The organism is Kribbella sp. NPDC051137 (genome assembly GCF_040682535.1).
In the GTDB taxonomy this organism is placed as follows: Bacteria; Actinomycetota; Actinomycetes; order Propionibacteriales; family Kribbellaceae; genus Kribbella; species Kribbella karoonensis.
This window is the reverse complement of record NZ_JBFBBI010000001.1, coordinates 52,143-75,332: the sequence shown is the minus strand read 5'-3', so window position 1 is coordinate 75,332 and position 23,190 is coordinate 52,143. Positions and strand designations below refer to the sequence as shown.

Sequence of the window (23,190 nt, the reverse complement as noted above, 5' to 3'; positions counted from 1 at the left end):
CACCAATACTAATGGTGACGCATCACGCACGACAGCCGTCTCAGGAGGCGCAGGACTGCAGCTGGGTCGCGGTGGCGATCGTGGCCTCGATCCAGCGGCGGCGCAGGAAATGCGCCTTGAGCAGCCGGTGCATGCCGTCCAGCACGACCAGCCGGCCGCGGTACGCGACCAGGTTGATCGGGAAGTCCAGGTCCGCGTCCATCACCCGCTGGTAGTGCGCGCGGAAGTTCATCGGCGTCTCCGCGACCTGGTGCGGGGTGACCTTGAACCGCTCCCCCTCGAGCTGCCACAGCGGCAGGTCGAACATCCAGACCAGATCCGCGATCTCGACCGGCTCGACCTTCAGGTCCAGCTCCCACAGCTTCGCGAGCTGCCAGCGGTACGGCGGGAACACCTCGCGCAACGCGTCCGGCATCATCGCGACCAGCTCTTCGAACGAGACGTCCGGCGCGGCCCGATCCGCGCCGAAGGTGTCGCCCAGCCCATCGATCGTCACGACGGAGCAGGCTACGCCATCGGCAGGGCGACCACGACGACGTTGCTGAGGTACACCTGCCCGTTCCAGTCCTCGCACGTGACGAGCACCAGCCGGCCGCGGACACCCTGGTCGAACACCTGCGCCGCCCGCTTCGCCAGCGTTGCCTTCCGGTACGTCGTGACCGTGGCGACCCGGTACTGCAACCGGCCCCGGCTCGTCGAGACCTGCACCACCGATCCTGGCGCCAGCTTGCCGAGGTCATCGAAGGCACCACCGCCGGTGTGCACCGTGTGGCCGGTGATGACAGCCGATCCGCGTTTCGCGCCCGGCTGCGCGCCGCCCGACCACCAGCCGACCGTCGTCGGGTCGGACGGTGGGGTGAGCGCGGAGTGGACCGCCTTGATCGAGACCACGGGGGCGTTCACGTCGAGCTGCGGGATCGTGATCCCGGTCGGGCGGCCGGGGCGGGTCGTCACCGGCATCCGACTGCTCGGCCCCACCGGCTTCGGAATCGACCTGTTCATTGGTGTCCCCGACGACACCGACGGCGACGTCACACCTGCCGACGGGGACGGCGGCGTCGCCGCGCCCGCATGACCGTCACCGCCGAACTGCAGATACGCGCCGACGCCGAGCACAGCCGCACCCACGACCGCGACCACCCCGCTCCACCGAAGTGGAGCAGGGCGGCCGCGGCGACGGGCAGGACTCAACTCAGGCCTCTCAAGCGCTCTCAGACGCTGTGCTTTCCGCGTCGACGCAGCATGACGAACCCACCACCGCCGAGCATCAGCGCGCCTGCCGCGAGCAGCAGCCCGCCGGCCAGCCCGAACGGACCCTTGCCGCTGGCAACCGAGTTGGCAGCCGACGGCCCACCGAAGCCGGCGTCGACCTCGGTCGGTACGGCGGCCGTCGGCGTCTCACTGGTCTCGTTGGAGGCCGGCGCCGTCGCGGACGGGCTCCCGGTCGTTGCGGTGGCCGTCGAACCCGGGGTGCTCGCCGGAGGAGTCGCAGGCTGCGTCGAGGTCGGCGCCGTCGTCGGAGCCGTGGTGGTCGGCGCAGTCGTCGGAGCCGTCGTTGTCGGCGCAGTCGTGGTCGGCGCCGTCGTGGTCGGCGCCGTCGTGGTCGGCGCCGTCGTGGTCGGCGCCGTCGTCGGGGGCGAGGTCGGCGGGGTGGTCGGCGGCGTGGTCGGCGGGGTCGTGGGCGGGGTGGCTTCGCAGCCCTTGACCCAGAAGACCTTGTGCTTCTTGTCGGCGCCGATCGAACCCGGCGCGTTCACCGTGAGCTTCACGTGGTAGCCCTGCTTCGGCTGCGGCTGTCCGGTGAACTGCAGCGTGTACACCTCACGCGCGTCCAGATCCTTGGCACCACCGCCGGCCGGGTCCTTGCCGATGAACGGGTGCAGGTTGCCGGAGACGACCTGCAGCCCGGCGTGCTTCGTCGGCGCCTGGTCCGTGAACGTCACCGTGGCGTAGTAGTCACCCTGGTCGTAGTTGTAGAACTCGACGGTGAACTTGCAGCCCTGGTGCGGATTGTTGTCCGGCGGCAGGCTCCGGATGTCCACACCTTCGATCTTGACCGTGCCGTTGTTGCCGGGCGGGTTGTGGCCGGTCGGCTTGCCCGTGTCGCCAGGGGTCGGGGTCGGCTTGCCCTTGTCCGCGTTGGCGACGGTCGGCTTGACGTGGTCGCCAACGGCAACGGTGGCCTGGTCGGCGTTGGCGGACGGCGCGACGAGCAGGGCCGCGGCGCCGAGTAGCAGTGAAAGCGCTCCGGCGCCGGCGAAGATGCCAGCCCCCCGGGAGCGCATGCCCTTGTGGGTCATGTCCGTCCTCGAACGATGCAGGGAAAGTGATGGAAGTCCAGGAGAAGTATTTCGGTTCCGTTACAGCAGTCAAGGCGACTCGGTAACGATTGATCACTCAGCTCGCGGAGGTTATCCACAGGGAGTGGAGATGCTCACGCACCGGCAGGTTGTGGTCACTGTCAGTGCGTGAGCTGCTCGTCGGCACCGAGGGCGGTTCGGTCAGCGGGCGTGGCGGCCGTGGCGTCGCAGTGTGGCGATGGCGCCGCCGGCGAGGAGCATGCCGCCGAGGGTCATCAGGATGCCGCCGGCCGCGCTCTTCCCGGTGCCGGTGCCGGCGGCCACCGTCCGCGCCGACGGTCCGGCGAGGCCGGCCTCGACCGCCGTCGGCAGGCCGGTCGTCGAGGTCGTGTGGTGCGCGGTCACCGGAGTACTACGCGGCGAACCGGTCGGCGTGGTCACCGGAGTCGTCGGCGGAGCACTCACCGGCGTGGTCACGGGCGTAGTAGGAGGCATACTCGCCGGCGTCGTCGGCGGAGTAGTGGGGGGCGTGGTCGGCGGCATGGTCGGCGGCGTCGTGGGAGGCGTCGTCGGCGGAGTTGTAGGCGGGGTCGTCGGAGGGGTCGTCGGAGGGGTCGTCGGAGGGGTCGTCGGAGGGGTCGTCGGAGGCGTCGTCGGGGGTGTGTTGGGCGGGGTGGCGTTGCAGCCCTGGACCCAGAAGACCTTGTGTTTGGTGTCGTTGCCGATCGAGCCGTCGGCGTGGATGGTGAGCTTGACGTGGTACCCCTGCTGCGGCTGTGGTGGTCCGCTGAACTTCAGCGTGTACACCTCACGCGCGTCCAGGTCGGTCCCGCCACCGGCAGGATCCCCGCCGATGAACGGGTTGAGCTTGCCTGTCACCACCTGCAGCCCGGCGTTCCCGGTCGGCGGCTGGTCCGTGAACTCCACCTGCGCGTAGTACGGCCCCTGGTCGTAGCCGTAGAACTCGACCGTGAACGTGCACCCCTGGTGCGGTTCGTTGTTCGGCGGATGGTCGTCGAGCACGACACCGTCGATCTTGATCGTGCCGTTGTTCCCCGGCGGCGCGGCCAGCGCCGCGACCGCGGAGTCCGGTGCGGCTTGGCCGGAATGCACCAGCATCACGCCGGCGCCGATCAGTACCGTCAGTGCCCCCGCGGCCGCCGCGATTGCGGCAACCTGAGCACGAACCCCCTTGACGACCATCCCCGCTCCCCAGTCTCGCCATGGTCATAACTTGGGCGGACATCTCTTCTGCAGTATGACCCTCTCGTTGCCCAAGTCAACAAACTGAAGGGCTGACAACGACGGACTTGCTTGCCTCAGGCATGCGCCATGCGGTGGATGATCACGATCGCCGAGTCGTCCCCTGGCCCGCCGGCGGTCGCGACCAGTTCCTGCGCCGCCCCCAGGAACCCCTGCGCCACCAGCCGTTCCGCGTGCCCGGCGAGGCGGTCGGTGCCGCGGCCGATGTCCCGGCGGGGTGTCTCCACCATCCCGTCGCTGTACAGGAACAGCGCGTCGCCCAGCTTCAGCTGGCCGTGGTTCACGTCGAACTCCGGCGCTTCGACCAGCCCGAGCAACGGCCCGTCGGCGTCCCGCGTCTGCCACCGCCCGGACCAGGCGTCGAACTGGATCGCCGGCGGATGCCCGGCCGTGCGTACGTCGAACTCCCCGGTCGCGAGGTCGATCGCGACGTGCACCACGGTGGCGAAGTCGTCGTCCCAGTCCTGCCGCCGCAGGTACCGGTTCGCCGACGGCAGGAACTCCTCTTCCGGTACGACGCCCAGCAGGCCGCCGAACGCACCGGACAGGAGCAGTGCCCGGGTCCCGGCGTCGATGCCCTTGCCGGAGACATCGACCAGCGCGACCTCGAGCACGCGGTCGTGCACCGTCGACACCACGAAGTCGCCGGAGAACGTCGACCCGCCGGCGGACTGGATCGCGACCTCGACCCGCCAGCCCGGCGGCAGCTTCGGCATCTCCCCCTGCGCGGTCAGCGTGTCCCGCAACTCCATCAGCATCGACTCGCCGCGGGTGCCCGGCACTCCGAGCCGGCTGCGCACCTTGGCGCTGGTGATCATGATCCAGCCGACCACCAGCAGCACCAGGACGAAGCCGAACCGGGGCAGCGTCGGGCCGCGGGACAGCACGACGTACGAGCCGAAGACCGCGGTGATCGCGGACAGCGCGACCAGTTCGCGGAACTGCAGCAGCACGCCGCCGACCACCAGCGGGACGATCAGGAACGAGGCCGGCGTCAGGTCCGGCCAGGCGAGGCTCGCGATCGCGATGATCAGCTGCAGGAACATCAGCAGGACGAACGCGACCCGGTGCGAACGGCGGGCACGACGGCCCAGCGCCTCGACCCGGCGGCCGATGCGTCGTACCAGTGCAAGACCGCCGCTCTTCCTCATGGTGTGAAGAAGATAACGGTACCGATCGGTCCGTGCATCACTTCGAGACACAACCGATGACTGTCAGCTCTTGCGAGTGAGACCGGTTCGCTGGCATTTGGGACACCAGAACAAGTTACGGCCCGCGAGGATCTTCGTCCGAATCACCGACTGGCAGACGTGGCATCGTTGCCCCTGGCGCCGGTACACGTAAACCTCGCCGCCGTGGTCGTCCTGCCGCGGGTCGCGGCCCATCGCCTCCGGTGTGTGGTCGTCGGCGACGGTGTCGATCCGCCCGGTCTCGACGCCGTACTTCATCAGCTCGAGCAGGTCGTCCCACATCCCCTGCCACTCGCGCTTCTTCACCACGTTCCCGGGCGTCATCGGGTTGAGCTTGGCCCGGAACAGCACCTCGGCGCGGTACACGTTGCCGACCCCGCTGAGCACGTCCTGGTTCATCAGCAGCTGCCCGATCGGCAACTTGCTGCGGTGGATCCGCTTCCAGGCCGCCTCCGGGTCCGCGTCGTCGCGCAGCGGGTCCGGTCCGAGCCGGCTCAGCAGTTTGTCGCGTTCCTCGTCGGTGATCACCTCACACACGGTCGCGCCGCGAAGATCGGCGTACGACGTGGCGTTCTGCAGCCGGACCCGGACCGCGCCGACCGGCTCGGGCACCGGCGCCGGGCGGATGTCCATCGTGCCGATCAGCCCGAGGTGGATGTGCAGCCAGCCGGCGCCTTCGAAGTCGGCGAGGAAGTGCTTGCCGTGGGCCTCGGTCTGCCGCAGGACGTGCCCGTCGAGCAGCGCGGCGCCGTCGGCGAACCGGCCCTGCGGGCTGGACGCCCGGACAGCACGGCCGCCGAACGCGTCCCAGACGTCGTTCGCCAACCGATGCAGGGTGTGACCTTCAGGCATGATTCCTCATATGGGGACGACAGGTGGTTCCAAGGGCGGCAAGGCCTCGCCGGCCAGTCCGGCCGTGGTCGGGACCGGGCGGAGTATGCGGGCGAGGGATGTGTCCAAGCCCCGGCAGCCGGTGCACCGTCGCCCGGTGCTTCCGGAGACCGAACCGGGCGACGATCAGCAGGATCAGGGCAGCGGCGGGAGCTCGCCGGTCGACTCGTAGCCGTCCAGCATCTCGATCCGCCGGGTGTGCCGCTCCTCACCGGAGTAGTCTGTCGCCAGGAACGTGTCGACGAACCCGGTGGCCTCCTCCTCGCTGTGCATGCGGGCGCCGACGCTGATCACGTTGGCGTTGTTGTGCTCGCGGCCGAGCCGCGCGGTGTCGGTGCTCCAGGCCAGGATCGCCCGGACGCCCTTCACCTTGTTGGCGGCGATCTGCTCACCGTTGCCCGAGCCGCCGATCACGATGCCCAGGCTCCCCGGGTCGGCGACCACGGCCTGCCCGGTGCGCAGGCAGTACGGCGGGTAGTCGTCGACGGCGTCGTACGCCGCCGGACCGTGGTCCACGACGTCATGCCCGGCAGCGGTCAGGTGCTGCACGAGGTGGTTCTTCAGTTCGAATCCGGCGTGGTCACAGCCGATGTGCACTCGCATGGCCAGCAATCTACTTGTCAGCTCACCGGTGCGCGTACGCCGCCCGGCACAGTCAGGGCAGCGGTCAGCTGCGTCACGGCAGCAGAGGCCTGCTCGTACGGCGTTCCGCACGGGTGCAGGGTGTAGACGGCGACGATGGTGCGGTCGTCGGCGCCCACGGTGCCCGTCGTGTGTAGTGCTTCGCTGACGAGGTCAACCGCGGACTCAGGCTTCGCCTTGTCGGTCTTGTAGCCGCTGGAGCCGTGGAACCCGGACCAGCCCTGCTTGATGCTGAAGCCCGGCGCGAAGACCGACGGGATCCCGAAGTACTGGTCGAACCCGTCGGTGCCGTTCCGCGTCGCCTGGTGCAGCTGGCCCATCACGAACTCCCGGACCGGCGCCGGCGCCTCTTCCAGCAGGTACCGGTAGATGCGGACGGTGTCGGCGGCCGTGATGGCGACGTACCCCCAGAAACCCGGGTGGCTCGCCGGCGGCCCGGCGGTGTGCGTCAGCCCGAGCCGCCCGACCATGCGCTCCACCAGCGCGGCACCGTCGCGCTGGTCCCAGTAATAACTGGCCGCGTCGTCGTCGCTACTGCGGAGCATCACCTCGAGCCGCGCCCGGTCTTCGTCCGGTACCGCGTACTCCGGACCGCGGTCCCAGAAGAAGTCGAGCGCGATCAGCAGCTTCACCACGGACGCCGAGCGGAACTGCTGCTCGGCGTCCTGCTGCTGGACGAACTCCCCGGTCTGACGGTCGAACACCGCAATGCCCGCAGTCAACGTCATCTGAAACCTACTCACCGACTGGACGATTCCTGAGTGAGCAACTTTCACCGTAGTGACGGCTCCAGTTCAAGCCCTGAACCGTCAATCGAAGATCGGGCCGCGGTCCCGGGTGCGCTTGATCTCGAAGAATCCCTCGGTGCCGGCCACCAGCCGGACGCCGTCCCAGAGCTTGCCGGCCGCCTCGCCCTTGGGCGCGGGCGTCACCACCGGGCCGAAGAACGCGGTGCCCTCGACCGAGATCACCGGCGTACCGACCTCCATGCCGACCTGGTCCATGCCGGCGTGGTGCGACTTCTTCAGCGCGTCGTCGTACCGGTCGGTGCCGGCCGCCTCGGCGAGCGACTCCGGCAGCCCGACCTCGGCCAGCGCCTCCCGGATCAGCCCGTCGACGCCGTCCACGATGCCGCGGCCCTCAATGTGGATCCGCTTCCCGAGCGCGGTGTACAGCGGCAGCAGCACCTCGTTGCCGTGCGCCTGCTCGGCCGCGATCAGCACCCGCACCGGGCCCCAGGCGTTGGTCAGGAAGCTCTTGTACTCCTCGGGAAGCTCGTCCCGGCCGTCGTTCAGGACGGCGAGGCTCATCACGTGCCAGGTCGTCTTCACGTCCCGGACCTGCTCGACCTCGAGCATCCAGCGAGACGTCATCCAGGCCCAGGGGCAGGCCGGGTCGAACCAGAAATCAGCGTAGGCAGTCATATTCACCATCATACAAAATTGAAACAACCGAGATACCGTCTTGGTATCCAATACCCAATATCGCGGGGAAACCCTCGGCGAACCCGAGAACCAGGTGCATAGGATGCGGACATGCCTGGAACCAACCTGACGCGCGACGAGGCGCGTTCCCGTGCGGCTGTGGTCAGTGACGTGAGCTACGCGATCGAGCTCGACCTGGCCAACGCGCCGACCGGCGCACCGACGTTCCCGTCGGTGACCACCGTCACGTTCGCCGCCGAGACCGGCGCGAGCACGTTCGCCGACCTGATCGCGGACAAGGTCCGCGAGGTGACGCTGAACGGGACCGCCCTGGATCCGGACACGGTCTACGACGGCGCCCGCATCCAGCTGGACGGGCTGGCGGAGCGCAACGAGCTCCGGGTGGTGGCGGACTGCCTGTACTCCCGGACCGGTGAAGGGCTGCACCGCTCGGTCGACCCGGCCGACAAGGAGACCTACCTCTACACGCAGTTCGAGGTGCCGGACGCCCGCCGGGTGTTCGCGACCTTCGAGCAGCCCGATCTCAAGGCCCCGTTCACCTTCACCGTCTCCGCACCGGCCCGCTGGGTCGTGATCTCGAACGCCCCGACCCCGGAGCCGACGCCGTACCAGGGCGCGGACGGCGAGGAGCTGGCGCGCTGGGAGTTCCCGCCGACCGAGCGGATCTCGACGTACATCACCGCGGTCGTCGCGGGTCCGTACCACGTGGTCACGGACGTGTACGAAGGCCCGCACGGGACGTACCCGCTGTCGCTGCTGTGCCGTCCGTCGCTGCAGGGCGCGCTGGACACCGACGACCTGTTCGAGGTCACCAAGCAGGGCTTCGCGTTGTTCGAGGAGGCGTTCGGTACGCCGTACCCGTTCCACAAGTACGACCAGGCCTTCGTGCCGGAGTACAACATGGGCGCGATGGAGAACGCGGGCTGCGTGACCCTGCGGGACGAGTACCTGTTCCGCAGCCGGACGACGCACGCGGAGATGGAAGCCCGCGCGAACACCGTGCTGCACGAGCTGGCGCACATGTGGTTCGGCGATCTGGTGACGATGACCTGGTGGGACGACCTGTGGCTGAACGAGTCGTTCGCGGAGTGGGCCAGCCACTGGGCGCAGGTGGTCGCGACGACGAAGTACGCCGACGCCTGGACGACGTTCTGCAACGCCCGGAAGAACTGGGCGTACCGGCAGGACCAGCTGCCGTCGACGCACCCGATCGCCGCGGACATGATCGACTTCCACGCGGTCGAGGTGAACTTCGACGGCATCACCTACGCCAAGGGCGCGTCGACGCTGCGGCAACTGGTGGCGTTCGTCGGTGAGGAGACCTTCGTCACCGCGCTGAAGGAGTACTTCAAGGACCACGCGTTCGGGAACACCGAGCTGACCGACCTGCTGAAGCCGCTCGAGAAGGCGTCCGGCCGGGACCTCGACGACTGGACCGAGCGCTGGCTGCGGACCGCCGGCGTGAACACGCTGCGCGCCGACTTCGCGATCGACGAGCAAGGCGCGTTCACGTCGTTCGCGATCGAGCAGACCGCGACCGAGAAGTTCCCGGTACTGCGGCCGCACCGGCTCGCGGTCGGCCTGTACCGCCGTACCGACGAGGGCCTGGTCCGCACCGAGCGGTTCGAGGTGGACATCGACGGCGCCCGGACGGAGCTCCCGGAGCTGACCGGCGCGACCCAGCCGGACCTCGTGCTGCTGAACGACGACGACCTCACCTACGCGAAGATCCGGTTGGACGAGCGGTCCCGGGCGACCCTGGTGGAGTCGATCGACCAGCTGACCGAATCGTTGCCCAGGGCACTCGCCTGGGGTTCGACGTGGGACATGACCCGGGACGCGGAGATGCCGGCCAGCCAGTACGTCGGCATCGTGCTGCGCGGGATCCGGGCCGAGACCGACCTGACCGGTGTGCGCTCGCTGCTCAACCAGGCCGGCACCGCGATCAACCAGTACGCCGCCCCGCAGAACCGGCCGGCCCTGCGCGCGCAGTTCGAGCAGGCGCTGTCCGAGCTGGTGGCCGGCTCCGCGGCGGGCAGTGACCACCAGTTGGCGTTCGTCCGCGCGTACAGCGGCGCCGTCTTCTCCGAGGCCGGTGCCGAGCGGCTGGCGGGCTGGCTGGACGGCCGGGACCTGCCGGAAGGCCTGGTCGTCGACACCGACCTGCGCTGGACGCTGATCGTGGCGCTGGCGCGGCTCGGCCGGATCGGTGCCGCCGAGATCGACGACGAGCTGACCCGCGACACCACGATCACCGGTCAGGAGCGGGCCGCCCAGGCCCGGGCCGCCCGGCCGACCGCGGAGGCGAAGGCAGAGGCCTGGCGGATGGCGGTCGAGTCCTCGGACACGCCGAACGAGACGCAGTTCCGGACCATCCTCGGCTTCCAGCAGCCCGGCCAGGAGGACGTGCTGCGGCCGTACGTCGACAAGTACCTGAGCACGGCCAAGGACGTGTACACGCGGCTGGGCTCGTCGATGGGCGAGAACGTGCTGGTGGGCCTGTCTCCGCGGCTCCTGGCCGACCAGTCGGCGCTGGACGCGCTGACCGGCTGGCTGGCCGCGGAGTCGACGTCGGTGGACGCTCCGACGCTCCGGTACGTCACCGAGGCCCAGGCCGACCTCACACGCGCGATCGCCGCGCAGGCCATCGACACAGCCTCCTGAGGTCTCTGACAGGGCCGGTCTCACTGTGAGACCGGCCCTGTCGCTTTGAACCTCGCAGTGCGGTAAGACTGGAGCGGTGCCCGCCTCTGACCCCGCCTTGGCTGGTGCGGCAGCTGTTGCGCTGACCGGACTCGCAGAGGCGTACCGACCCCGCCCCGTCACTCCCCTGATGCCATGGCGCTATCCGAACCGCCTGGTGAAGCCGTACGTCGTCACCGCCCGCGGACGACAATGGGACGACGAGATGGTCGACATCGCCCGGGGTACGGCGACCCGGCAGCTCGAGTTCGACGACGCGATGGGCGCTGTCGGGCTGGGAGTCGTCGTACTGCATCTGGGCGCCGACGGTGTCTACCTGGTGGTGCAGAGCTGGGCACGGGACTTCCAGTCCCGGTTGAGCATCTTCAGCGGGATCGACGTCGACGACCTGCGCCCGGCGCCGATCGGTGCCGGGCCGTGCGTGTGGGAGCTGGAGGTGCTCAGCCACGAGCGCACGGCGTACGTGAACCACATCCTGTCCGCGGAGGTCGACGTGGACGGCTGGCTGGACGACGCCCTCGACACCCGCCCGACCGTCCGGTACGACGGGATCCCGTCGGGCACCTAGTTGTTGCCGGCAGCGTTCAGCAGTTGACGCTGGTCCGGGGTGAGCTCCAGGTCGGCTGCAGCGAGGCTCTCGTCGAGCTGGGCGACCGAAGACGCGCCTACCAGTGCCACAGTGGGGATCGCGCCACCTGTCAGCCAGGAGAGCACCACCTGGTTCGCCGTGGCGCCCGTCTGTTTCACGACCTCGTCCAGCGCGCTCTTACGCGCCCTCGTACCGGCGTGGTCGTAAGACTCGTCCAATGGCTTGTCGGCTCGTACGTATCCGCCGCTGAGCAGCGGTGAGTACGCCACCAGCGTGGGACCGGGCTCGGCGCGCAGGTAGCTGAGGAGGTTGCCCTCGGCGACGCCGATGCTCCCGTCCTTCGAACGGAGACCACCGAGGTCCGTCCGGGCCCGGAAGTACGTGTGGTGGTACTGCAGGACGTCGTACGACGGCAGACCGGCCTCGGCCGCCACCGCCCGGTACCGCTCGAGCCGCCAGGTCCAGTAGTTGCTCAGCCCGACCAGACCGACCAGTCCTTCCCGGACAAGCGATCCGAACGTCTCGACCTGCTGTTCGACCGGGACGGTGAGGTCGTCGATATGGGCGTAGTACACGCCGACGTGGTCGCGTCCGAGGTTGTCCAGGCTGCGGGCCAGCGACTCCTTGACCACCTGCGCCGAGAGCCCCTCCAGGTTCTCACTCAACTGCTTGGCCGGCTGCGGCGGCCGCCCTCCGACCTTGGTCGCGATCGTGAGCTCGTCCCCCACCCCGCGGCTCTTCAGCCAGCGTCCGAGCAACTGCTCACTCTCGCCGCCCTGGGTGCCGTTCACCCAGAACGCGTAATTGTTGGCCGTGTCGACGAACGTCCCGCCGGCCTCGACGTACCGGTCCAGGATCGCGAACGAGGTCGCCTCGTCGGTCACCGTTCCCATCAGCATCGCCCCGAGGGCGATCGTGCTGACCCGGCGCTGCCGCGCGGGGTCGCTTCCCATCATCAGCTCTCGCATGCGGCCAGCCAAACAACTAGAGCGCTGTCTAGGTCAAGCCCCTTCGCAGAGCGATCGGGTGGACGCTACCTGCGAAGGTCAAACGATTGTTGGTCTGCGAATCGTGAGGAGTTGTGCGCGGTGCGCGATCTCGCTTGTGGGAAAGAGATTCTTGCCACCTGAAAGCTGCTCACTTTCCCTGGAGATCGGTTTAAGCTGCACCGGAGTTCTTGGGGAGGGGCCCTGGTCGTGACACGTGTCGGGCATCGCAGGAAGAAGAAGCGGTCGCGGAGTGCGGTCAGCGCGGGCATCGTGGCCGGGCTGGCTCTGCTTGCCGTGTGCGCCGTCATCCTGACGCGCGGTACGACCGCCGCGCCGACGGCCGACGGGCGGCAGATGGGTTCGGGCACCGACGACGGGGCCGCGGCGCCGACCGCGAGCGCCGGGAGCGTCACCAAGGCGGACCGGAAGCCGCCGGTCTCGCAGACCCAGCCGTTACAGCCGACCGCCAAGGTGCAGACGACGTCCCCTCCGCCGGTGAACACCGGCCCGGACTCGCCGAAGTTCAAGCACGGCGAGTGGATCGCCGTACTGGACAAGTATCCGGCCGACGCGGGAGACACCGCGAAGGCGACCGCCACGAAGGTCACCCGGGCCGGGATCCCGGCGAAGGCGATGCTGGTGAACGGCCAGTACCCGGGGCTGAAGGACAGCTCGCTCGCGCCGGTCACCGGGACCTGGATGGTGTACCTCGGTCCGGGCACGTCGTCCGAGCAGATGGTGAACCTCTGCCAGGACCCGCGCACGCAGGCGGCGTACCCGAACCCGTGCCCGACCTACGAACCGGCCGGCTGAGAACTCTGCGGTACGGCGTCCGTCGCGAGCCGGGCGTGCAGGTGGGAGTCGTGCCGCTGTCCGGTCGGCTCGACGTAGTAGTCGCGCATCACGCCCTCGAGCCGGAACCCGGCCCGGAGCGCGACGTGGCAGGACCCCTCGTTGACGAGGGAGTGGTCCAGGGAGATGCGGTGCAGCCGGAGGCCGTCGGCGGCGAAGCCCCAGCGGGCCGCGGCGTCCAAGGCGCGGGCACCGAGTCCGCGGCCGCGGGCCAGCGGACTGACCCAGTACGCCGCGACCGCTTGATCGGGCACCCGGTGCACGTCGCGGAGTGCGACGTTGCCGATCACCTGGTCGGTGTCGCGGTCCGCGATCGCGAAGACCGCGTTGCCGCGCGCCCATCCGTCGATGCGGGGTTCCAGCCACCTGCGGGCGCGGAGGCCCGCAGGTGTGCTGATGACCGCTGTGCCGGCCGTCCAGCGCAGGATGCCGGGATCTTCCAGGGCTTTGGCCACAGCCGCCTCGTCGGACGCGACGAACGGGCGGAGGACCACATCGCCGAGCTCGATGCGATGCGGCTGCAGTGGGGCCATGTCCGCTGAGGTCCTAGAGCTTGTGGGGCTCGTTGTTGGCGTGCAGCAGCGGCGGCTGGTGCGCGTGCGCGCCGAGCTGCTGGACTCCGGTGACCAGGCCGCCGGCGAGGTCGCCGGTCGCGAACGACGTCTGCATGGTCAGCGCGGCCAGGCCGGCGGACGCGTCCGAGAGCTGGCGGCGGGCCCGCTCGCCGGTGACGATCTCCAGCCGGCGGCCGGCCGGGTCGACGTACACCAGGACGGTGTTGTCCGGGTCGTCCAGCTCGTTCAGCAGCTCGACCGCGAACGGACGGGTCTCCGAGTCGGCGCCGCCGACGTACACCGAGAAGTGCAGGCCGGACGTGTCCTCGGCGTTCCGGACCGCGCGCTCGATGTCGTGGAGCTGGTCAGGGGTGAAAGCGTCACCAGCTGGCACTTGCGCCTCCGATCGTGCGGGCGACGCCGGCGGCGGTCGCGGTGGCAGCCGGAGCGGGGTCCAGCTCGGGCAGGTTGGCGGGGTCGGGCTTGGTCGCCGTCGGACCGTTGATCCAGACCGGCGGTGCCCACCAGGACAGCCCCGGACGGTACCGCGGCCCGTTCGCGATCGAGGAGGCGAACGTCAGCAACGCCACCACCGCGATCACCAGCACCGGAATCCCGACGAACACCAGCAACGAGTGCCCGGACAATTCAGCAATCACACCCGCAGCCTAGTACGCCACGCCTGCCGGAGGGTCCACCGCCCCTCCAGCAACCACCAGACCCAACAGCCTCCCCACCACAACGCGAAGCGCGGCAGCTCCTGCACCCGCCAGCAGCCGCCGCACCTCACCACGACCCGCGCGGAGCGCGGTTGCTTGTTCGTTCTCGTCAGCAGCCGCCGCAGTTGTAGTAGGTGATGTCCCAGTGGCTGCCCTCGTCCGCGTAGATGTTGCCGGCGCCGGACTTCCACTGCGGGTAGCCGTCGCCGCGGTCGGCGATCCGGGTGAACGTGTTGTGGATGTAGTTCCCGACACAGGTGTACTTCGAGATGTCGACCTTGTAGCCGTTCCAGTGGCTGTAGGTCCCGCTCGCGTGACCGACCTCGGTCCCGCCGGTGATGTTGATCGCGCACCCGCTCGCGGTCTTCAACGTGCGAACGCCGTACACGGTGCTGTCGTTGATCTGTTCGAAGGACGTGCAGGTGGAGTTGTAGCGGTCGGAACACCCGCCGCTGGACGACCAGGTGATCCCGGCGGCGCGGAAGATCGACGTCGCCTGGGAGTGCGTCAGCTTGGTGAGCGCGGACGCCTGCTCGATCACCACCACACCGGGCAGCAGACCGACCGCGACAGCGACGAGCGGAACGAGAATCCGACGGAGCACAGCTTTCATGGGGACTCCTCGAAAACGGGGCGGTTTTTCAAGGAGTGAAATTCCCGTGAAAGATATTGGCGAAACGTCGGTCGCTAGATGTTCAGCGCGCCGATCAGCCGGCGTAGGCGCAGGTTGTTCGGCAGGTCCTCGACCAGCACCGGGTCGCCTTCCGGCCCGCCGAGCGGCACCCGCCAGTTCGGGTACTCGTCGGTGGTGCCTGGCTGGTTCTGCGTACGGCGCTCGCCCACCGCGTCGGTCAGCGCGACGCCGACCAGCTTCGCCGGCGTGTGCGCGACGTACCGGTGCAACGCTTCGACGATCCGCTCGACGTCCCCGTCGGTGTTGCTGAGCAGGTGACGCTCCCGTAGCGCGTTGAGCCACGCGTCGCGGTCCGCCTCGTCAAGAGCGAGCTCTTCGGCCACAGGACGCGTGAGCAGCCCCAGACGGTTCCGCAGCTCCACGTGGTCGCCGGCCAGGTACCCAGCCGTCGGCGGGAGGTCGTGCGTCGTCACTGTGGCCAGGCACAGCTCCCGCCACCGCTCCGGCGCCAGGGGCTTCCCGTTCGCGTCCCGCTCGAACCAGAGCACCGACGTACCGAGCACACCGCGTTCGGTGAGGTAGTCGCGCACCCACGGCTCCACAGTTCCCAGGTCCTCGCCGATGACGGTGACGCCGGCACGCTGGGCCTCCAGCACCAGGATGCCCACCAACGCCTCGTGGTCGTACCGCACGTAGGTGCCCTCGGTGGGCCGTTCCGGCGACGTGACCCACCACAGCCGGAACATGCCGAGGATGTGGTCGATCCGCAGCCCGCCGCCGTGCCGCATCACCGCACGCACCAGGTCCCGCCAGGCGGCGTACCCGGTCTCGGCCAGCGCGTTCGGGCGCCACGGAGGCTGCGACCAGTCCTGCCCTTGCTGGTTGAACGCGTCCGGCGGAGCACCCACGTGAATGTTCTGCGCGAGCACCTGCTGCAGGGCCCAGGCGTCCGCACCATCGGGGTGCACTCCGACAGCCAGGTCGTGGACGACGCCCAGCGCCATCCCGGCCGCCTTCGCCCGTGCCTGGGTCCGCCCGAGCTGCTCGTCCAGCTGCCACTGCAGCCAGCAGTGGAACTCGACCGCGTCCGGGTTCTCGTTGCGGAAGGCAACAACCGCGGGCGCGGTGGGCTCCTGCAACTCCTCCGGCCACTTGCTCCACTCCGGCCCGTGGACGTCGGCGATCGCGGCCCAGGTCGCGAAGTCGATCAGCCCTTGACTCTCGCGGTCGCAGTACGCGCCGTACTCCGCGATCCGTCCGACCGACGGCTGTACCCGGAACAGCACCTGGAGCGCCTCACGCTTCGTGGCCCACACGGTGTCCCGGTCCAGCATGGTCGAGTCCTCGCTCAACGCCCGCGCCTGCAGCGCCAACGCCCGTACCTGGTCCCGCTCCATCGGCGCGAGGTCGCCGTACTCGTCGATGTCCTCGATGCGCAGATAGACCGGGTTCCCGAACCGCCGTGACGCCGGGAGGTACGGCGAAGGCTCCATGCGCCCGGCCAGCTCAGCAGCGTGCAGGGGGTTCACCAGCACGAAGCCGGCACCCAGGTCGTGCGCCGACCACGCGGCGAGGTCGCCCAGGTCGTGGAGGTCGCCGATGCCCCAGGAGCGCCGCGAGCGCACGGAGTACAGCTGAAGGACCCAGCCCCAGGTGCGCGGCAGCTTCTCGGGCTCGAGCTTCCGCGGCGTGACGATCAGCGTGCTGACGGAGATCTCCGGGCTCGTGCCGACCCGCGCGCACAGCCGGTGATACCCGAGCGGCAGATCTCCCGGCAGCTGGAACGTCGCCTCACCGACCTGTACGCCGTCGATCCACTCCGGCTCGACCCAGTGGTCCTGCTGCGGGATGTCCCGCCGCTGACCGCCGTCCTCGAGGTCCACCCACACCTCGGCGGTAGAACCGTGCGGCAGGTGTACGGCGAACCAGGGCGTCCAGCCCTCGCGCATCACCACGGTGGCAGGCAGCGTACGGCGCCAGCGCGCCTGCTGGTGCTCTGCCAGCGCAAGGGCGGCCTTCTCCGGCGTGGAAGCGTCGACACCGAGTGCGGCCAGCACATCGGACACGACCTCGCTGGAGACGATCACATGCTCGCCTTGCCAGTTCCAGTACTCCGTGGCCACGCCATGGGCGACCGCGAGCTCGACAAGGGCCGGAGTGGGAGCTGTCACCCCAGCGAGTCTGCCGTATCAACCGCACGTACGGCCAAACGGCGCGCGTTGCGTTACCCCGCTACTCGTTGGAGCGCCGCCGGCTGAGCATGAGGACAGCCAGGAGCAGTACGCCGCTCGCGACGACCAGGCCGATCGCCACCCCGGCCAGGTTGTCCGTGAGCTGGTACAGAGAGATCGGCCAGATCACCAGGAGGATCGCGCAGCCCACCACGGCGTACGCCGAGCGCCGGGTCCGCCCGTACGCGACCAGCAGCGCGGCCGGGCCCGCCGTACCGACGGCGAGCGCCATGATCTCGCCGCGCTCCTGCACCAGCCAGCAGATCGACGAGCTGAACATCGCGGCTCCGGCGAGTGACCACGACGTCACCTGATCGCGCACCAGGCCGAGCATCGCGAACACGAACGCGACGATGATGAACCCGGTGCCGGCGATGCCCGCGCTGTTCGCGGCCGACCCGCTGTCCGGAGTCAGGACGTCCGACGTGATCACCAGCACACCGACGGCGAGGATCCCAAAAGTTGCCACCAGCAACGACGACTCCTTGAGCCACCACAGTCCGCCGGCCGCCAGCGCGAGCGCGAGCAGCACCCCGGTGACCCGCCCGGCCTCCCCCTCGACGGCCACGTACGTCGCGAACCCGGCCACGCAGCACCCGAGCGAGGCGAGCGCCGCACTCAGCTGTGCACGACGTCCCAGCACCGCCAGAACGACGGCGACCCCGAGCAGGACGACGGCAGCCGTGGTGCCGGTGCTGATCCGCGCGGCACGCCCCATCTCACCCCAGTTCGCCAAGGTCAGGAGCGCGACGGCGCCGAGCAGCAGCGCGCCGCCGACGTACCCGAGAACCTCGACCAGCGCGTTGGTATGGACCGCTACCGGCGGCGGCTTCCGCTTGACCGGCTCGGGCTCGGCCGGCGCCGCGGAAGGGTGCGGCCGGCCGGGGTCCGCGAGCGCCGCGTCGATCTCCGCATCGGCCGCGTCCCGGATCGAGTCGGCCTGGTACTGGCGCAGCACACCAGCACTCACGAGCCTCGACAGCTCGTCGTCCAGCCGGCTCGACATGCGATCGCTTCTCCTTGTCAGCCCTACTAACATCAGGCGGCGAGATGCCTATTCTGACCAGCTACCTTGTGTCCCTAGCCAGTCACCCCCTGTTTTCGCTGCCGGACTCGTTCCCGACCTTCTTCCGGACGGGCTCCGACGGCAAGCTGAAGATGACCGATCAGATCATCGTCGTACCGGCCCGGATCGCCGCTCTGATCATCGGTTTCTTCGTGCTCCGCTGGGTGTTGCACAAAATCATCCGCCGGTTCGCCCGGCGGACCGGCAACGGCGCCGTGGCCGGCGTACTCGCGAAGTCCAAGCGCGGCCAGGAGTTCGTCGAGAACACGCTCGCCAACGAACGCCGGGCGCAGCGCGCGGAGACGATCGCGTCGCTGCTGACCAGCGCGGTGACGATCGTGCTCACCGCCGTCCTGGTGGTGATGGTGCTCGCCGAGCTCGGGTTCAACATCCTGCCGGTGATCGCGTCCGCGAGCATCATCGGCGTCGCGCTCGGCTTCGGCGCGCAGACGCTGGTGAAGGACTTCCTGGCCGGCGTGTTCATGATCTTCGAGGACCAGTACGGCGTCGGCGACCTGATCGACATGGAGAAGGCGACCGGCGTCGTGGTCGCGGTCGGCCTGCGGATCACCACGCTGCGCGGCGAGGACGGCACGACCTGGTACGTCCGCAACGGCGAGGTGCTGCGGGTCGGCAACCTGACCACCCGCGACCCGAACAGCGCGGCCTCCTCCGGCGTCGGCTCCGGCACCGAGAAGGAAGAGTCCAAGGCCGACGAGGGACCGGCGCACGGCTCCCAGGACTGAGATACGGCAGCTGTTGACGCCCTGCGACCGGAGGGTCATGATCGAGCAGAATCATTAGGAAACCTTCCTATTGATTCGAGACTCTGACCGCCCCCCGATCCAAGGAGAGTCATGAAGATCCTCGTGAGCGCAGTGACCGCCGCGTGTCTGGCGACCGGCATCGCATCCGTCGCGCAGGCGAGCACCCACCCGGTGACCACCCCGCGTGTCCAGGCCGACGCCGCCGCGATGCCCGCGGCGCCGTACCTGTATCTCGGCTGGGGGAACCCGCAGAAGCCCGCCGACGTGATGAAGGCCGCGGGGAACAAGTGGTTCACGCTCGCGTTCGTACTGTCCGACGGCGGCTGCAACCCGAAGTGGGACGGCAGCCGGCCGTTGACCGGCGGTTCGGACCAGTCCGCGATCAACAGCATCCGGGCGGCCGGCGGGGACGTGATCCCGTCGTTCGGCGGCTGGTCCGGCAACAAGCTCGGCGAGAAGTGCAGCTCGGCGTCGGCACTGGCCGGCGCCTACCAGAAGGTGATCGACGCCTACCAGCTGAAGGCGATCGACATCGACATCGAGGACACCGAGTTCCACAGCTCGACCGCCCGGCAGCGGGTGGTCGGCGCGCTGAAGATCGTGAAGAGCAAGAACCCGGGCATCACGACGTACATCACGATGGGCACCGAGCAGGGCGGCCCGGACGCGTTGGGGGTGGACCTGATCAAGAAGGGGGCGGCCGCCGGGCTGCAGAACGACGGCTGGGTGCTGATGCCGTTCGACTTCGGCGGCGGCTCGACCAACATGGCAACGCTGACCAAGCAGGCCGAGGAAGGCCTCAAGAGCCGGCTGAAGAGCGCGTACGGCTACTCCGACGACGAGGCGTACCGGCACATGGGCATCTCGTCGATGAACGGCAAGACCGACGACTCAGGCGAGACCGTCCGGCTGTCCGACTTCAAGACGCTGCTCTCGTACGCCCAGCAGCACCACCTGGCCCGGTTCACGTTCTGGGCCGTCAACCGCGACCGGCAATGCTCGGGCGGCGGCGACGGCGACACCTGCAGCGGGATCTCCCAGCAGGAGTACGACTTCACCAAGGTGATCGCGCAGTACCGGCGCTGAAACACAAGAGTGCCCCGGCCGGTGCGGCCGGGGCACTCTTGTCGGACCGTCAGGCGGTGAAGGTGACGTCCAGCGTGATCGGGACGGCGGACAGCGCCTGCGAGACCGGGCAGTTCTTCTTCGCGCCCTCGGCGAACTCGGCGAACTCGTCGGCGGTCAGGCCGGGGACGTTGCCGTTCACGGACAGCTTGATGCCGGTGATGCCCTCACCCGGCTGGAAGGTCACGTCGGCCTGGGTGTCGATCGACGCCGGCGGCTTGCCCGCACCGGCGAGCGCGTGCGACAGCGCCATCGAGAAGCAGGTCGAGTGCGCGGCGGCGATCAGCTCTTCCGGGCTGGTCTTGCCGTTCGCGTCGTTCGCGCGCGAGGCCCAGGTGACGTCGTAGGTGCCGACACCGGAGGACTCCAGGGCGACCTGGCCGGCGCCCTCCATCAGCGAGCCTTCCCAGTGCGCCTTCGCCGTACGAGTGGTAGCCATGCTCGTGTTCTCTCCTTAGAGGGGGATTCAGCGGCCGGACACGTCGATCGCGCCGGGGTAATTGGGTTCGTCGGTGTTCACCATGCTGTGCGCGGCCATCACCATGTACGTCCAGATCTGCTCGTCCTGCTCGGGTGTCAGGGCGATCTCGTCCAGCGCGGCCCGCATGTGGCCGAGCCACCGGTCCCGTGCGCTCGGGGTGACGGCGAACGGGGCGTGCCGCATCCGCAGCCGGGGGTGCCCGCGCTGTTCGGAGTACGTCCGCGGACCGCCCCAGTACTGCTCCAGGAACATCCGGAACCGCACCTCGGCCGGGCCGAGATCCTCCTCCGGATACATCGCCCGCAGCTCCGGGTCGGCGGCAACGCCGCGGTAGAACGCGGCCACCAAACGGTGGAAGGTGTCCGCCCCACCGACGGCGTCGTAGAAGCTCTGCTGCTCAGTCATCTCGGATCTAGTCTCTCAAGTGTGACAACGTGCTTCAGCAGGGCTGCCTTTTCGGCGACTCCGAGGGGACGTTTCGCGTGCGTCGTGCCGTCGACGGCGACGATCACCGACTCCGCCTTCGCGTACACGTCCTCCGATTCGCCACTGCGGTCGACGATCCGGGAGCCGAGCGTGTACGACGACGTACCGACGGCGGCGATCCACACGTCCACGTCGTACGGCGGGTGCCGGAGCAGGATCGGGCGCAGGTAGTCCACCGTCTGACTGACCAGGACGCAGGGGTACTGCTCGAAGTAGTCGCCGGTCGCCGCCATCAGCTGGGTCAGGAACGCGATCCGCGCCTCCTGCAGGTAGTCGAAGTACCGCACGTTGTTGACATGGTCGTACGAGTCGATGTCCGACCACCGCACAAGCACGGGATAGGTGAAGGTCACGGGGCCTCCCGGTCTGGACTGAGGAGCGGAGGGAGCGAAGCGACCGGAGCGACGAGGGAAGACCGGGAGTCACAGCCCCGTGACCACGCCGGCGCCGAAGGCCCGGCCAAAAGCACAGCCATCAGGCGCCCACCAGCTTCTCGAGCGCGGTGCGCTCCTCCGGGGTGATCCGGCGCAGCCGGTTGGCCGTGAAGTCGAACGGCACCAGCCGGGTGCGGGCCTCGACATAGGTACGGCGTTCTGGCTCGGCGTCCAGGATCTCGTAGTCGACGGTGAACGAAGCGGCCCTGATCTCGCTGATCCAGAGCTCGATCCGGACCGGCTCCGCGCGGAAGTGCAGCGGCGCGCGGTACTGGACCTCGTGCCGGGCGACCAGCAGCCCGGTCTCCAGGGTGTCGGCGCCGAGCTCCTTCGCGGTCCGGAACAGGAAGTCGACGCGCGCGTCCTGCAAGTAGTCGACGTACCGCCCGTTGTTCACGTGCCCGAGCGCGTCCATGTCGCCCCACCGCAAAGGACAGTGGTAGACGTGGCGGTTCCTCATACTTTCCCCACCCCACCGCCCCGGTCTGTGATGATCCACACGACGATCATGTCATCCGGGGTACATCCGACGTGACAGCCCATGGGTAATGTCATCTTCGGCAAGACCAGTTGACCGATTGGAGCAGTGGATGAGCACGCAGCGGGTGGCGATCGTGACCGGGGCGGCCCGGGGAATCGGCGCGGCCGTCGCGCAGCGGCTCGCCGCGGACGGCAACGCGGTCGCGGTCGTCGACCTCGACGAGGCAGCCTGCGCGGCGACCGTCAAGGCGATCACCGAGGCCGGCGGCAAGGCGATCGCGGTCGGCGCCGACGTCAGCAGGTCCGACCAGGTCGCCGCCGCCGTCGAGCGGGTCGCCACCGAGCTCGGCGCGCCGACGATCCTGGTGAACAACGCCGGCGTACTGCGGGACAACCTGCTGTTCAAGATGTCCGAGGACGACTGGGACACGGTGATGTCCGTGCACCTCAAGGGCAGCTTCCTGATGTCGAAGGCCTGCCAGGCGCACATGGTCGAGGCGAAGTACGGCCGGATGGTCTTCCTGTCGTCGACGTCGGCGCTCGGCAACCGCGGCCAGGCGAACTACGCGTCCGCGAAGGCCGGCCTGCAGGGCCTGGCGAAGACGCTGGCGATCGAGCTGGGCAAGTTCGGCGTCACCGCGAACGCGATCGCCCCGGGCTTCATCGAGACCGACATGACGGCCGCCACCGCGGCCCGGGTCGGCGTCGACTTCGAGGAGTTCAAGAAGGCGACCGCCGCGACCATCCCGGTGCAGCGCACCGGCAAGCCGGAGGACATCGCCGCCGCCGCGTCGTTCTTCTGCAGCGAGGAGGCCGGTTTCGTCTCCGGGCAGGTCCTGTACGTCGCCGGCGGACCCCGCAACTGACACGGAACTGAGGAGCAGCCGACATGCCGCAGACCTTCAACGGCGTCGACGAGGTGGTGCACGCCGTCGGCACGACGCTCGGCGAGTCCGAGTGGCTGGAGATCACCCAGGAGCAGGTGAACCAGTTCGCCGACGCGACCGGTGACCACCAGTGGATCCACGTCGACGTCGAGCGGGCAGCGAAGGGCCCGTACGGCGGGACGATCGCGCACGGCTACCTGACGCTGAGCCTGATCGCCCGCTTCGGCGACGAGCTGTTCAAGGTCGAGGGCGTGACGGCGAAGCTCAACTACGGCGTGAACAAGGTCCGCTTCCCGGCGCCGGTCCCGGTCGGCAGCCGGGTCCGCGCCGGCGCCTCGATCTCGAACGCGGTCGAGACCCCGGCCGGTGTCCAGGTGTCCCTCAACTGGGTCATCGAACTCCAGAACTCCACCAAACCCGCCTGCGTCGCGGAGACCGTCGTACTGCTCGTGCCTTAGTGTC

The 23,190-nt window shown here is 69.1% G+C and carries 27 protein-coding genes; 7 read left to right on the top strand and 20 right to left on the bottom strand.

What is annotated here, in order from left to right:
* Positions 1-40: 40 nt before the first annotated feature.
* The 9 genes from AB0M51_RS00390 to AB0M51_RS00350 all read right to left on the bottom strand — a co-directional run bounded on the left by AB0M51_RS00390 (position 41) and on the right by AB0M51_RS00350 (position 7,710).
* Positions 41-496: a hypothetical protein gene (locus AB0M51_RS00390; protein WP_363747510.1), complete on the bottom strand. Its 456-nt coding sequence runs from the start codon at positions 494-496 to the stop codon at positions 41-43.
* A gap of 11 nt (positions 497-507) precedes the next feature.
* The gene (locus tag AB0M51_RS00385) at positions 508-1,140 is read right to left on the bottom strand and encodes a class F sortase (protein ID WP_363747508.1); all 633 of its coding nucleotides are present in this window, start codon (positions 1,138-1,140) and stop codon (positions 508-510) included.
* A gap of 71 nt (positions 1,141-1,211) precedes the next feature.
* Complete coding sequence (locus tag AB0M51_RS00380; RefSeq protein ID WP_363747506.1) at positions 1,212-2,300, bottom strand: hypothetical protein; 1,089 nt, start codon at positions 2,298-2,300, stop codon at positions 1,212-1,214.
* Between the two features lie 201 nt (positions 2,301-2,501).
* The gene (locus AB0M51_RS00375) at positions 2,502-3,503 is read right to left on the bottom strand and encodes a hypothetical protein (RefSeq protein ID WP_363747504.1); all 1,002 of its coding nucleotides are present in this window, start codon (positions 3,501-3,503) and stop codon (positions 2,502-2,504) included.
* Positions 3,504-3,619: 116 nt separating this feature from the next.
* Entirely contained in the window at positions 3,620-4,714 is a 1,095-nt protein-coding gene (locus AB0M51_RS00370) for a PP2C family protein-serine/threonine phosphatase (protein WP_344190492.1), read from the bottom strand.
* 63 nt (positions 4,715-4,777) lie between these two features.
* Positions 4,778-5,605 carry a DNA-formamidopyrimidine glycosylase family protein gene (locus AB0M51_RS00365; protein ID WP_344190494.1) on the bottom strand — a complete coding sequence of 276 codons (828 nt, stop codon included), beginning with the start codon at positions 5,603-5,605 and terminating at the stop codon, positions 4,778-4,780.
* Positions 5,606-5,779: 174 nt separating this feature from the next.
* The gene (locus AB0M51_RS00360; RefSeq protein ID WP_344190496.1) at positions 5,780-6,247 is read right to left on the bottom strand and encodes a ribose-5-phosphate isomerase; all 468 of its coding nucleotides are present in this window, start codon (positions 6,245-6,247) and stop codon (positions 5,780-5,782) included.
* 17 nt (positions 6,248-6,264) lie between these two features.
* Positions 6,265-7,014 (bottom strand): hypothetical protein, encoded by a 750-nt coding sequence (locus AB0M51_RS00355; protein WP_344190498.1) that lies wholly within the window; start codon positions 7,012-7,014, stop codon positions 6,265-6,267.
* 81 nt (positions 7,015-7,095) lie between these two features.
* On the bottom strand, positions 7,096-7,710 hold the full coding sequence (locus AB0M51_RS00350) for a DsbA family protein (RefSeq protein ID WP_344190500.1): 615 nt from the start codon (positions 7,708-7,710) through the stop codon (positions 7,096-7,098).
* Positions 7,711-7,821: 111 nt separating this feature from the next.
* On the opposite strand from AB0M51_RS00350, the gene pepN reads away from it, so the two are divergent.
* Both pepN and AB0M51_RS00340 read left to right on the top strand, forming a co-directional pair.
* The gene (gene pepN, locus AB0M51_RS00345; RefSeq protein ID WP_344190502.1) at positions 7,822-10,395 is read left to right on the top strand and encodes an aminopeptidase N; all 2,574 of its coding nucleotides are present in this window, start codon (positions 7,822-7,824) and stop codon (positions 10,393-10,395) included.
* A 169-nt stretch (positions 10,396-10,564) separates the two neighbouring features.
* Positions 10,565-11,002, top strand: coding sequence for a hypothetical protein (locus tag AB0M51_RS00340; protein WP_363747500.1), 438 nt, complete (start codon positions 10,565-10,567; stop codon positions 11,000-11,002).
* Here AB0M51_RS00340 and AB0M51_RS00335 read toward each other — a convergent pair.
* On the bottom strand, positions 10,999-11,991 hold the full coding sequence (locus tag AB0M51_RS00335) for an aldo/keto reductase (protein ID WP_363747498.1): 993 nt from the start codon (positions 11,989-11,991) through the stop codon (positions 10,999-11,001). The two genes, AB0M51_RS00340 and AB0M51_RS00335, sit on opposite strands and share 4 nt — an antisense overlap.
* Before the next feature lie 228 nt (positions 11,992-12,219).
* On the opposite strand from AB0M51_RS00335, the gene AB0M51_RS00330 reads away from it, so the two are divergent.
* Entirely contained in the window at positions 12,220-12,825 is a 606-nt protein-coding gene (locus AB0M51_RS00330; RefSeq protein ID WP_344190508.1) for a hypothetical protein, read from the top strand.
* On the opposite strand, the gene AB0M51_RS00325 is transcribed toward AB0M51_RS00330, so the two are convergent.
* The 6 genes from AB0M51_RS00325 to AB0M51_RS00300 all read right to left on the bottom strand — a co-directional run bounded on the left by AB0M51_RS00325 (position 12,807) and on the right by AB0M51_RS00300 (position 18,008).
* Positions 12,807-13,397: a GNAT family protein gene (locus tag AB0M51_RS00325; protein WP_344190510.1), complete on the bottom strand. Its 591-nt coding sequence runs from the start codon at positions 13,395-13,397 to the stop codon at positions 12,807-12,809. The genes AB0M51_RS00330 and AB0M51_RS00325 overlap by 19 nt on opposite strands.
* 13 nt (positions 13,398-13,410) lie before the next feature.
* Positions 13,411-13,812 (bottom strand): DUF5130 family protein, encoded by a 402-nt coding sequence (locus AB0M51_RS00320; protein ID WP_344190512.1) that lies wholly within the window; start codon positions 13,810-13,812, stop codon positions 13,411-13,413.
* Positions 13,799-14,077: a hypothetical protein gene (locus AB0M51_RS00315; protein ID WP_344190514.1), complete on the bottom strand. Its 279-nt coding sequence runs from the start codon at positions 14,075-14,077 to the stop codon at positions 13,799-13,801. Before AB0M51_RS00315 ends, AB0M51_RS00320 begins: the two co-directional genes overlap by 14 nt.
* A gap of 169 nt (positions 14,078-14,246) precedes the next feature.
* Positions 14,247-14,750, bottom strand: a complete 504-nt coding sequence (locus AB0M51_RS00310; protein ID WP_344190516.1) for a hypothetical protein — start codon at positions 14,748-14,750, stop codon at positions 14,247-14,249.
* A 74-nt stretch (positions 14,751-14,824) separates the two neighbouring features.
* Positions 14,825-16,942 (bottom strand): 4-alpha-glucanotransferase, encoded by a 2,118-nt coding sequence (malQ, locus tag AB0M51_RS00305; RefSeq protein ID WP_363747495.1) that lies wholly within the window; start codon positions 16,940-16,942, stop codon positions 14,825-14,827.
* 61 nt (positions 16,943-17,003) lie between these two features.
* Entirely contained in the window at positions 17,004-18,008 is a 1,005-nt protein-coding gene (locus AB0M51_RS00300; protein WP_363747493.1) for a hypothetical protein, read from the bottom strand.
* Positions 18,009-18,160: 152 nt separating this feature from the next.
* Between AB0M51_RS00300 and AB0M51_RS00295 the strand changes: the two genes are divergently transcribed.
* Together AB0M51_RS00295 and AB0M51_RS00290 are read left to right on the top strand one after the other, a co-directional pair.
* Positions 18,161-18,814 (top strand): mechanosensitive ion channel domain-containing protein, encoded by a 654-nt coding sequence (locus AB0M51_RS00295; RefSeq protein WP_363747491.1) that lies wholly within the window; start codon positions 18,161-18,163, stop codon positions 18,812-18,814.
* 111 nt (positions 18,815-18,925) lie between these two features.
* Positions 18,926-19,921, top strand: a complete 996-nt coding sequence (locus AB0M51_RS00290) for a chitinase (protein ID WP_363747488.1) — start codon at positions 18,926-18,928, stop codon at positions 19,919-19,921.
* Positions 19,922-19,970: 49 nt separating this feature from the next.
* On the opposite strand, the gene AB0M51_RS00285 is transcribed toward AB0M51_RS00290, so the two are convergent.
* From AB0M51_RS00285 to AB0M51_RS00270, 4 genes are all read right to left on the bottom strand, one after another.
* A complete protein-coding gene (locus AB0M51_RS00285; RefSeq protein ID WP_209698828.1) occupies positions 19,971-20,399 on the bottom strand; it encodes an OsmC family protein in 429 nt (142 codons plus the stop codon).
* A 27-nt stretch (positions 20,400-20,426) separates the two neighbouring features.
* Positions 20,427-20,846 carry a globin gene (locus AB0M51_RS00280; protein WP_344190541.1) on the bottom strand — a complete coding sequence of 140 codons (420 nt, stop codon included), beginning with the start codon at positions 20,844-20,846 and terminating at the stop codon, positions 20,427-20,429.
* Entirely contained in the window at positions 20,843-21,280 is a 438-nt protein-coding gene (locus tag AB0M51_RS00275) for an acyl-CoA thioesterase (RefSeq protein ID WP_363747485.1), read from the bottom strand. The genes AB0M51_RS00280 and AB0M51_RS00275 overlap by 4 nt, the downstream gene beginning before the upstream one ends.
* Positions 21,281-21,401: 121 nt before the next feature.
* On the bottom strand, positions 21,402-21,821 hold the full coding sequence (locus tag AB0M51_RS00270) for a thioesterase family protein (protein ID WP_363747483.1): 420 nt from the start codon (positions 21,819-21,821) through the stop codon (positions 21,402-21,404).
* A 130-nt stretch (positions 21,822-21,951) separates the two neighbouring features.
* Here AB0M51_RS00270 and AB0M51_RS00265 point away from each other — a divergent pair, with 130 nt between their 5' ends.
* Positions 21,952-22,707 carry an SDR family oxidoreductase gene (locus tag AB0M51_RS00265; RefSeq protein ID WP_363747481.1) on the top strand — a complete coding sequence of 252 codons (756 nt, stop codon included), beginning with the start codon at positions 21,952-21,954 and terminating at the stop codon, positions 22,705-22,707.
* Between the two features lie 23 nt (positions 22,708-22,730).
* Positions 22,731-23,186: a MaoC family dehydratase gene (locus AB0M51_RS00260; protein WP_363747479.1), complete on the top strand. Its 456-nt coding sequence runs from the start codon at positions 22,731-22,733 to the stop codon at positions 23,184-23,186.
* The last annotated feature ends 4 nt before the right edge of the window (positions 23,187-23,190 follow it).

Bases quoted from the DNA above. Each gene is read 5' to 3' on its own strand.
- AB0M51_RS00325 (WP_344190510.1), bottom strand. From the start codon at position 13,397: ATGGCCCCACTGCAGCCGCATCGCATCGAGCTCGGCGATGTGGTCCTC.
- AB0M51_RS00295 (WP_363747491.1), top strand. From the start codon at position 18,161: ATGACCGATCAGATCATCGTCGTACCGGCCCGGATCGCCGCTCTGATC.
- AB0M51_RS00290 (WP_363747488.1), top strand. From the start codon at position 18,926: ATGAAGATCCTCGTGAGCGCAGTGACCGCCGCGTGTCTGGCGACCGGC.
- AB0M51_RS00310 (WP_344190516.1), bottom strand. From the start codon at position 14,750: ATGAAAGCTGTGCTCCGTCGGATTCTCGTTCCGCTCGTCGCTGTCGCG.
- AB0M51_RS00280 (WP_344190541.1), bottom strand. From the start codon at position 20,846: ATGACTGAGCAGCAGAGCTTCTACGACGCCGTCGGTGGGGCGGACACC.
- AB0M51_RS00300 (WP_363747493.1), bottom strand. From the start codon at position 18,008: ATGTCGAGCCGGCTGGACGACGAGCTGTCGAGGCTCGTGAGTGCTGGT.
- AB0M51_RS00375 (WP_363747504.1), bottom strand. From the start codon at position 3,503: ATGGTCGTCAAGGGGGTTCGTGCTCAGGTTGCCGCAATCGCGGCGGCC.
- AB0M51_RS00365 (WP_344190494.1), bottom strand. From the start codon at position 5,605: ATGCCTGAAGGTCACACCCTGCATCGGTTGGCGAACGACGTCTGGGAC.
- AB0M51_RS00350 (WP_344190500.1), bottom strand. From the start codon at position 7,710: ATGACTGCCTACGCTGATTTCTGGTTCGACCCGGCCTGCCCCTGGGCC.
- AB0M51_RS00355 (WP_344190498.1), bottom strand. From the start codon at position 7,014: ATGACGTTGACTGCGGGCATTGCGGTGTTCGACCGTCAGACCGGGGAG.
- AB0M51_RS00380 (WP_363747506.1), bottom strand. From the start codon at position 2,300: ATGACCCACAAGGGCATGCGCTCCCGGGGGGCTGGCATCTTCGCCGGC.
- AB0M51_RS00370 (WP_344190492.1), bottom strand. From the start codon at position 4,714: ATGAGGAAGAGCGGCGGTCTTGCACTGGTACGACGCATCGGCCGCCGG.
- AB0M51_RS00265 (WP_363747481.1), top strand. From the start codon at position 21,952: ATGAGCACGCAGCGGGTGGCGATCGTGACCGGGGCGGCCCGGGGAATC.
- pepN (WP_344190502.1), top strand. From the start codon at position 7,822: ATGCCTGGAACCAACCTGACGCGCGACGAGGCGCGTTCCCGTGCGGCT.
- AB0M51_RS00340 (WP_363747500.1), top strand. From the start codon at position 10,565: ATGCCATGGCGCTATCCGAACCGCCTGGTGAAGCCGTACGTCGTCACC.
- AB0M51_RS00285 (WP_209698828.1), bottom strand. From the start codon at position 20,399: ATGGCTACCACTCGTACGGCGAAGGCGCACTGGGAAGGCTCGCTGATG.
- AB0M51_RS00335 (WP_363747498.1), bottom strand. From the start codon at position 11,991: ATGCGAGAGCTGATGATGGGAAGCGACCCCGCGCGGCAGCGCCGGGTC.
- AB0M51_RS00270 (WP_363747483.1), bottom strand. From the start codon at position 21,821: ATGAGGAACCGCCACGTCTACCACTGTCCTTTGCGGTGGGGCGACATG.
- AB0M51_RS00360 (WP_344190496.1), bottom strand. From the start codon at position 6,247: ATGCGAGTGCACATCGGCTGTGACCACGCCGGATTCGAACTGAAGAAC.
- AB0M51_RS00260 (WP_363747479.1), top strand. From the start codon at position 22,731: ATGCCGCAGACCTTCAACGGCGTCGACGAGGTGGTGCACGCCGTCGGC.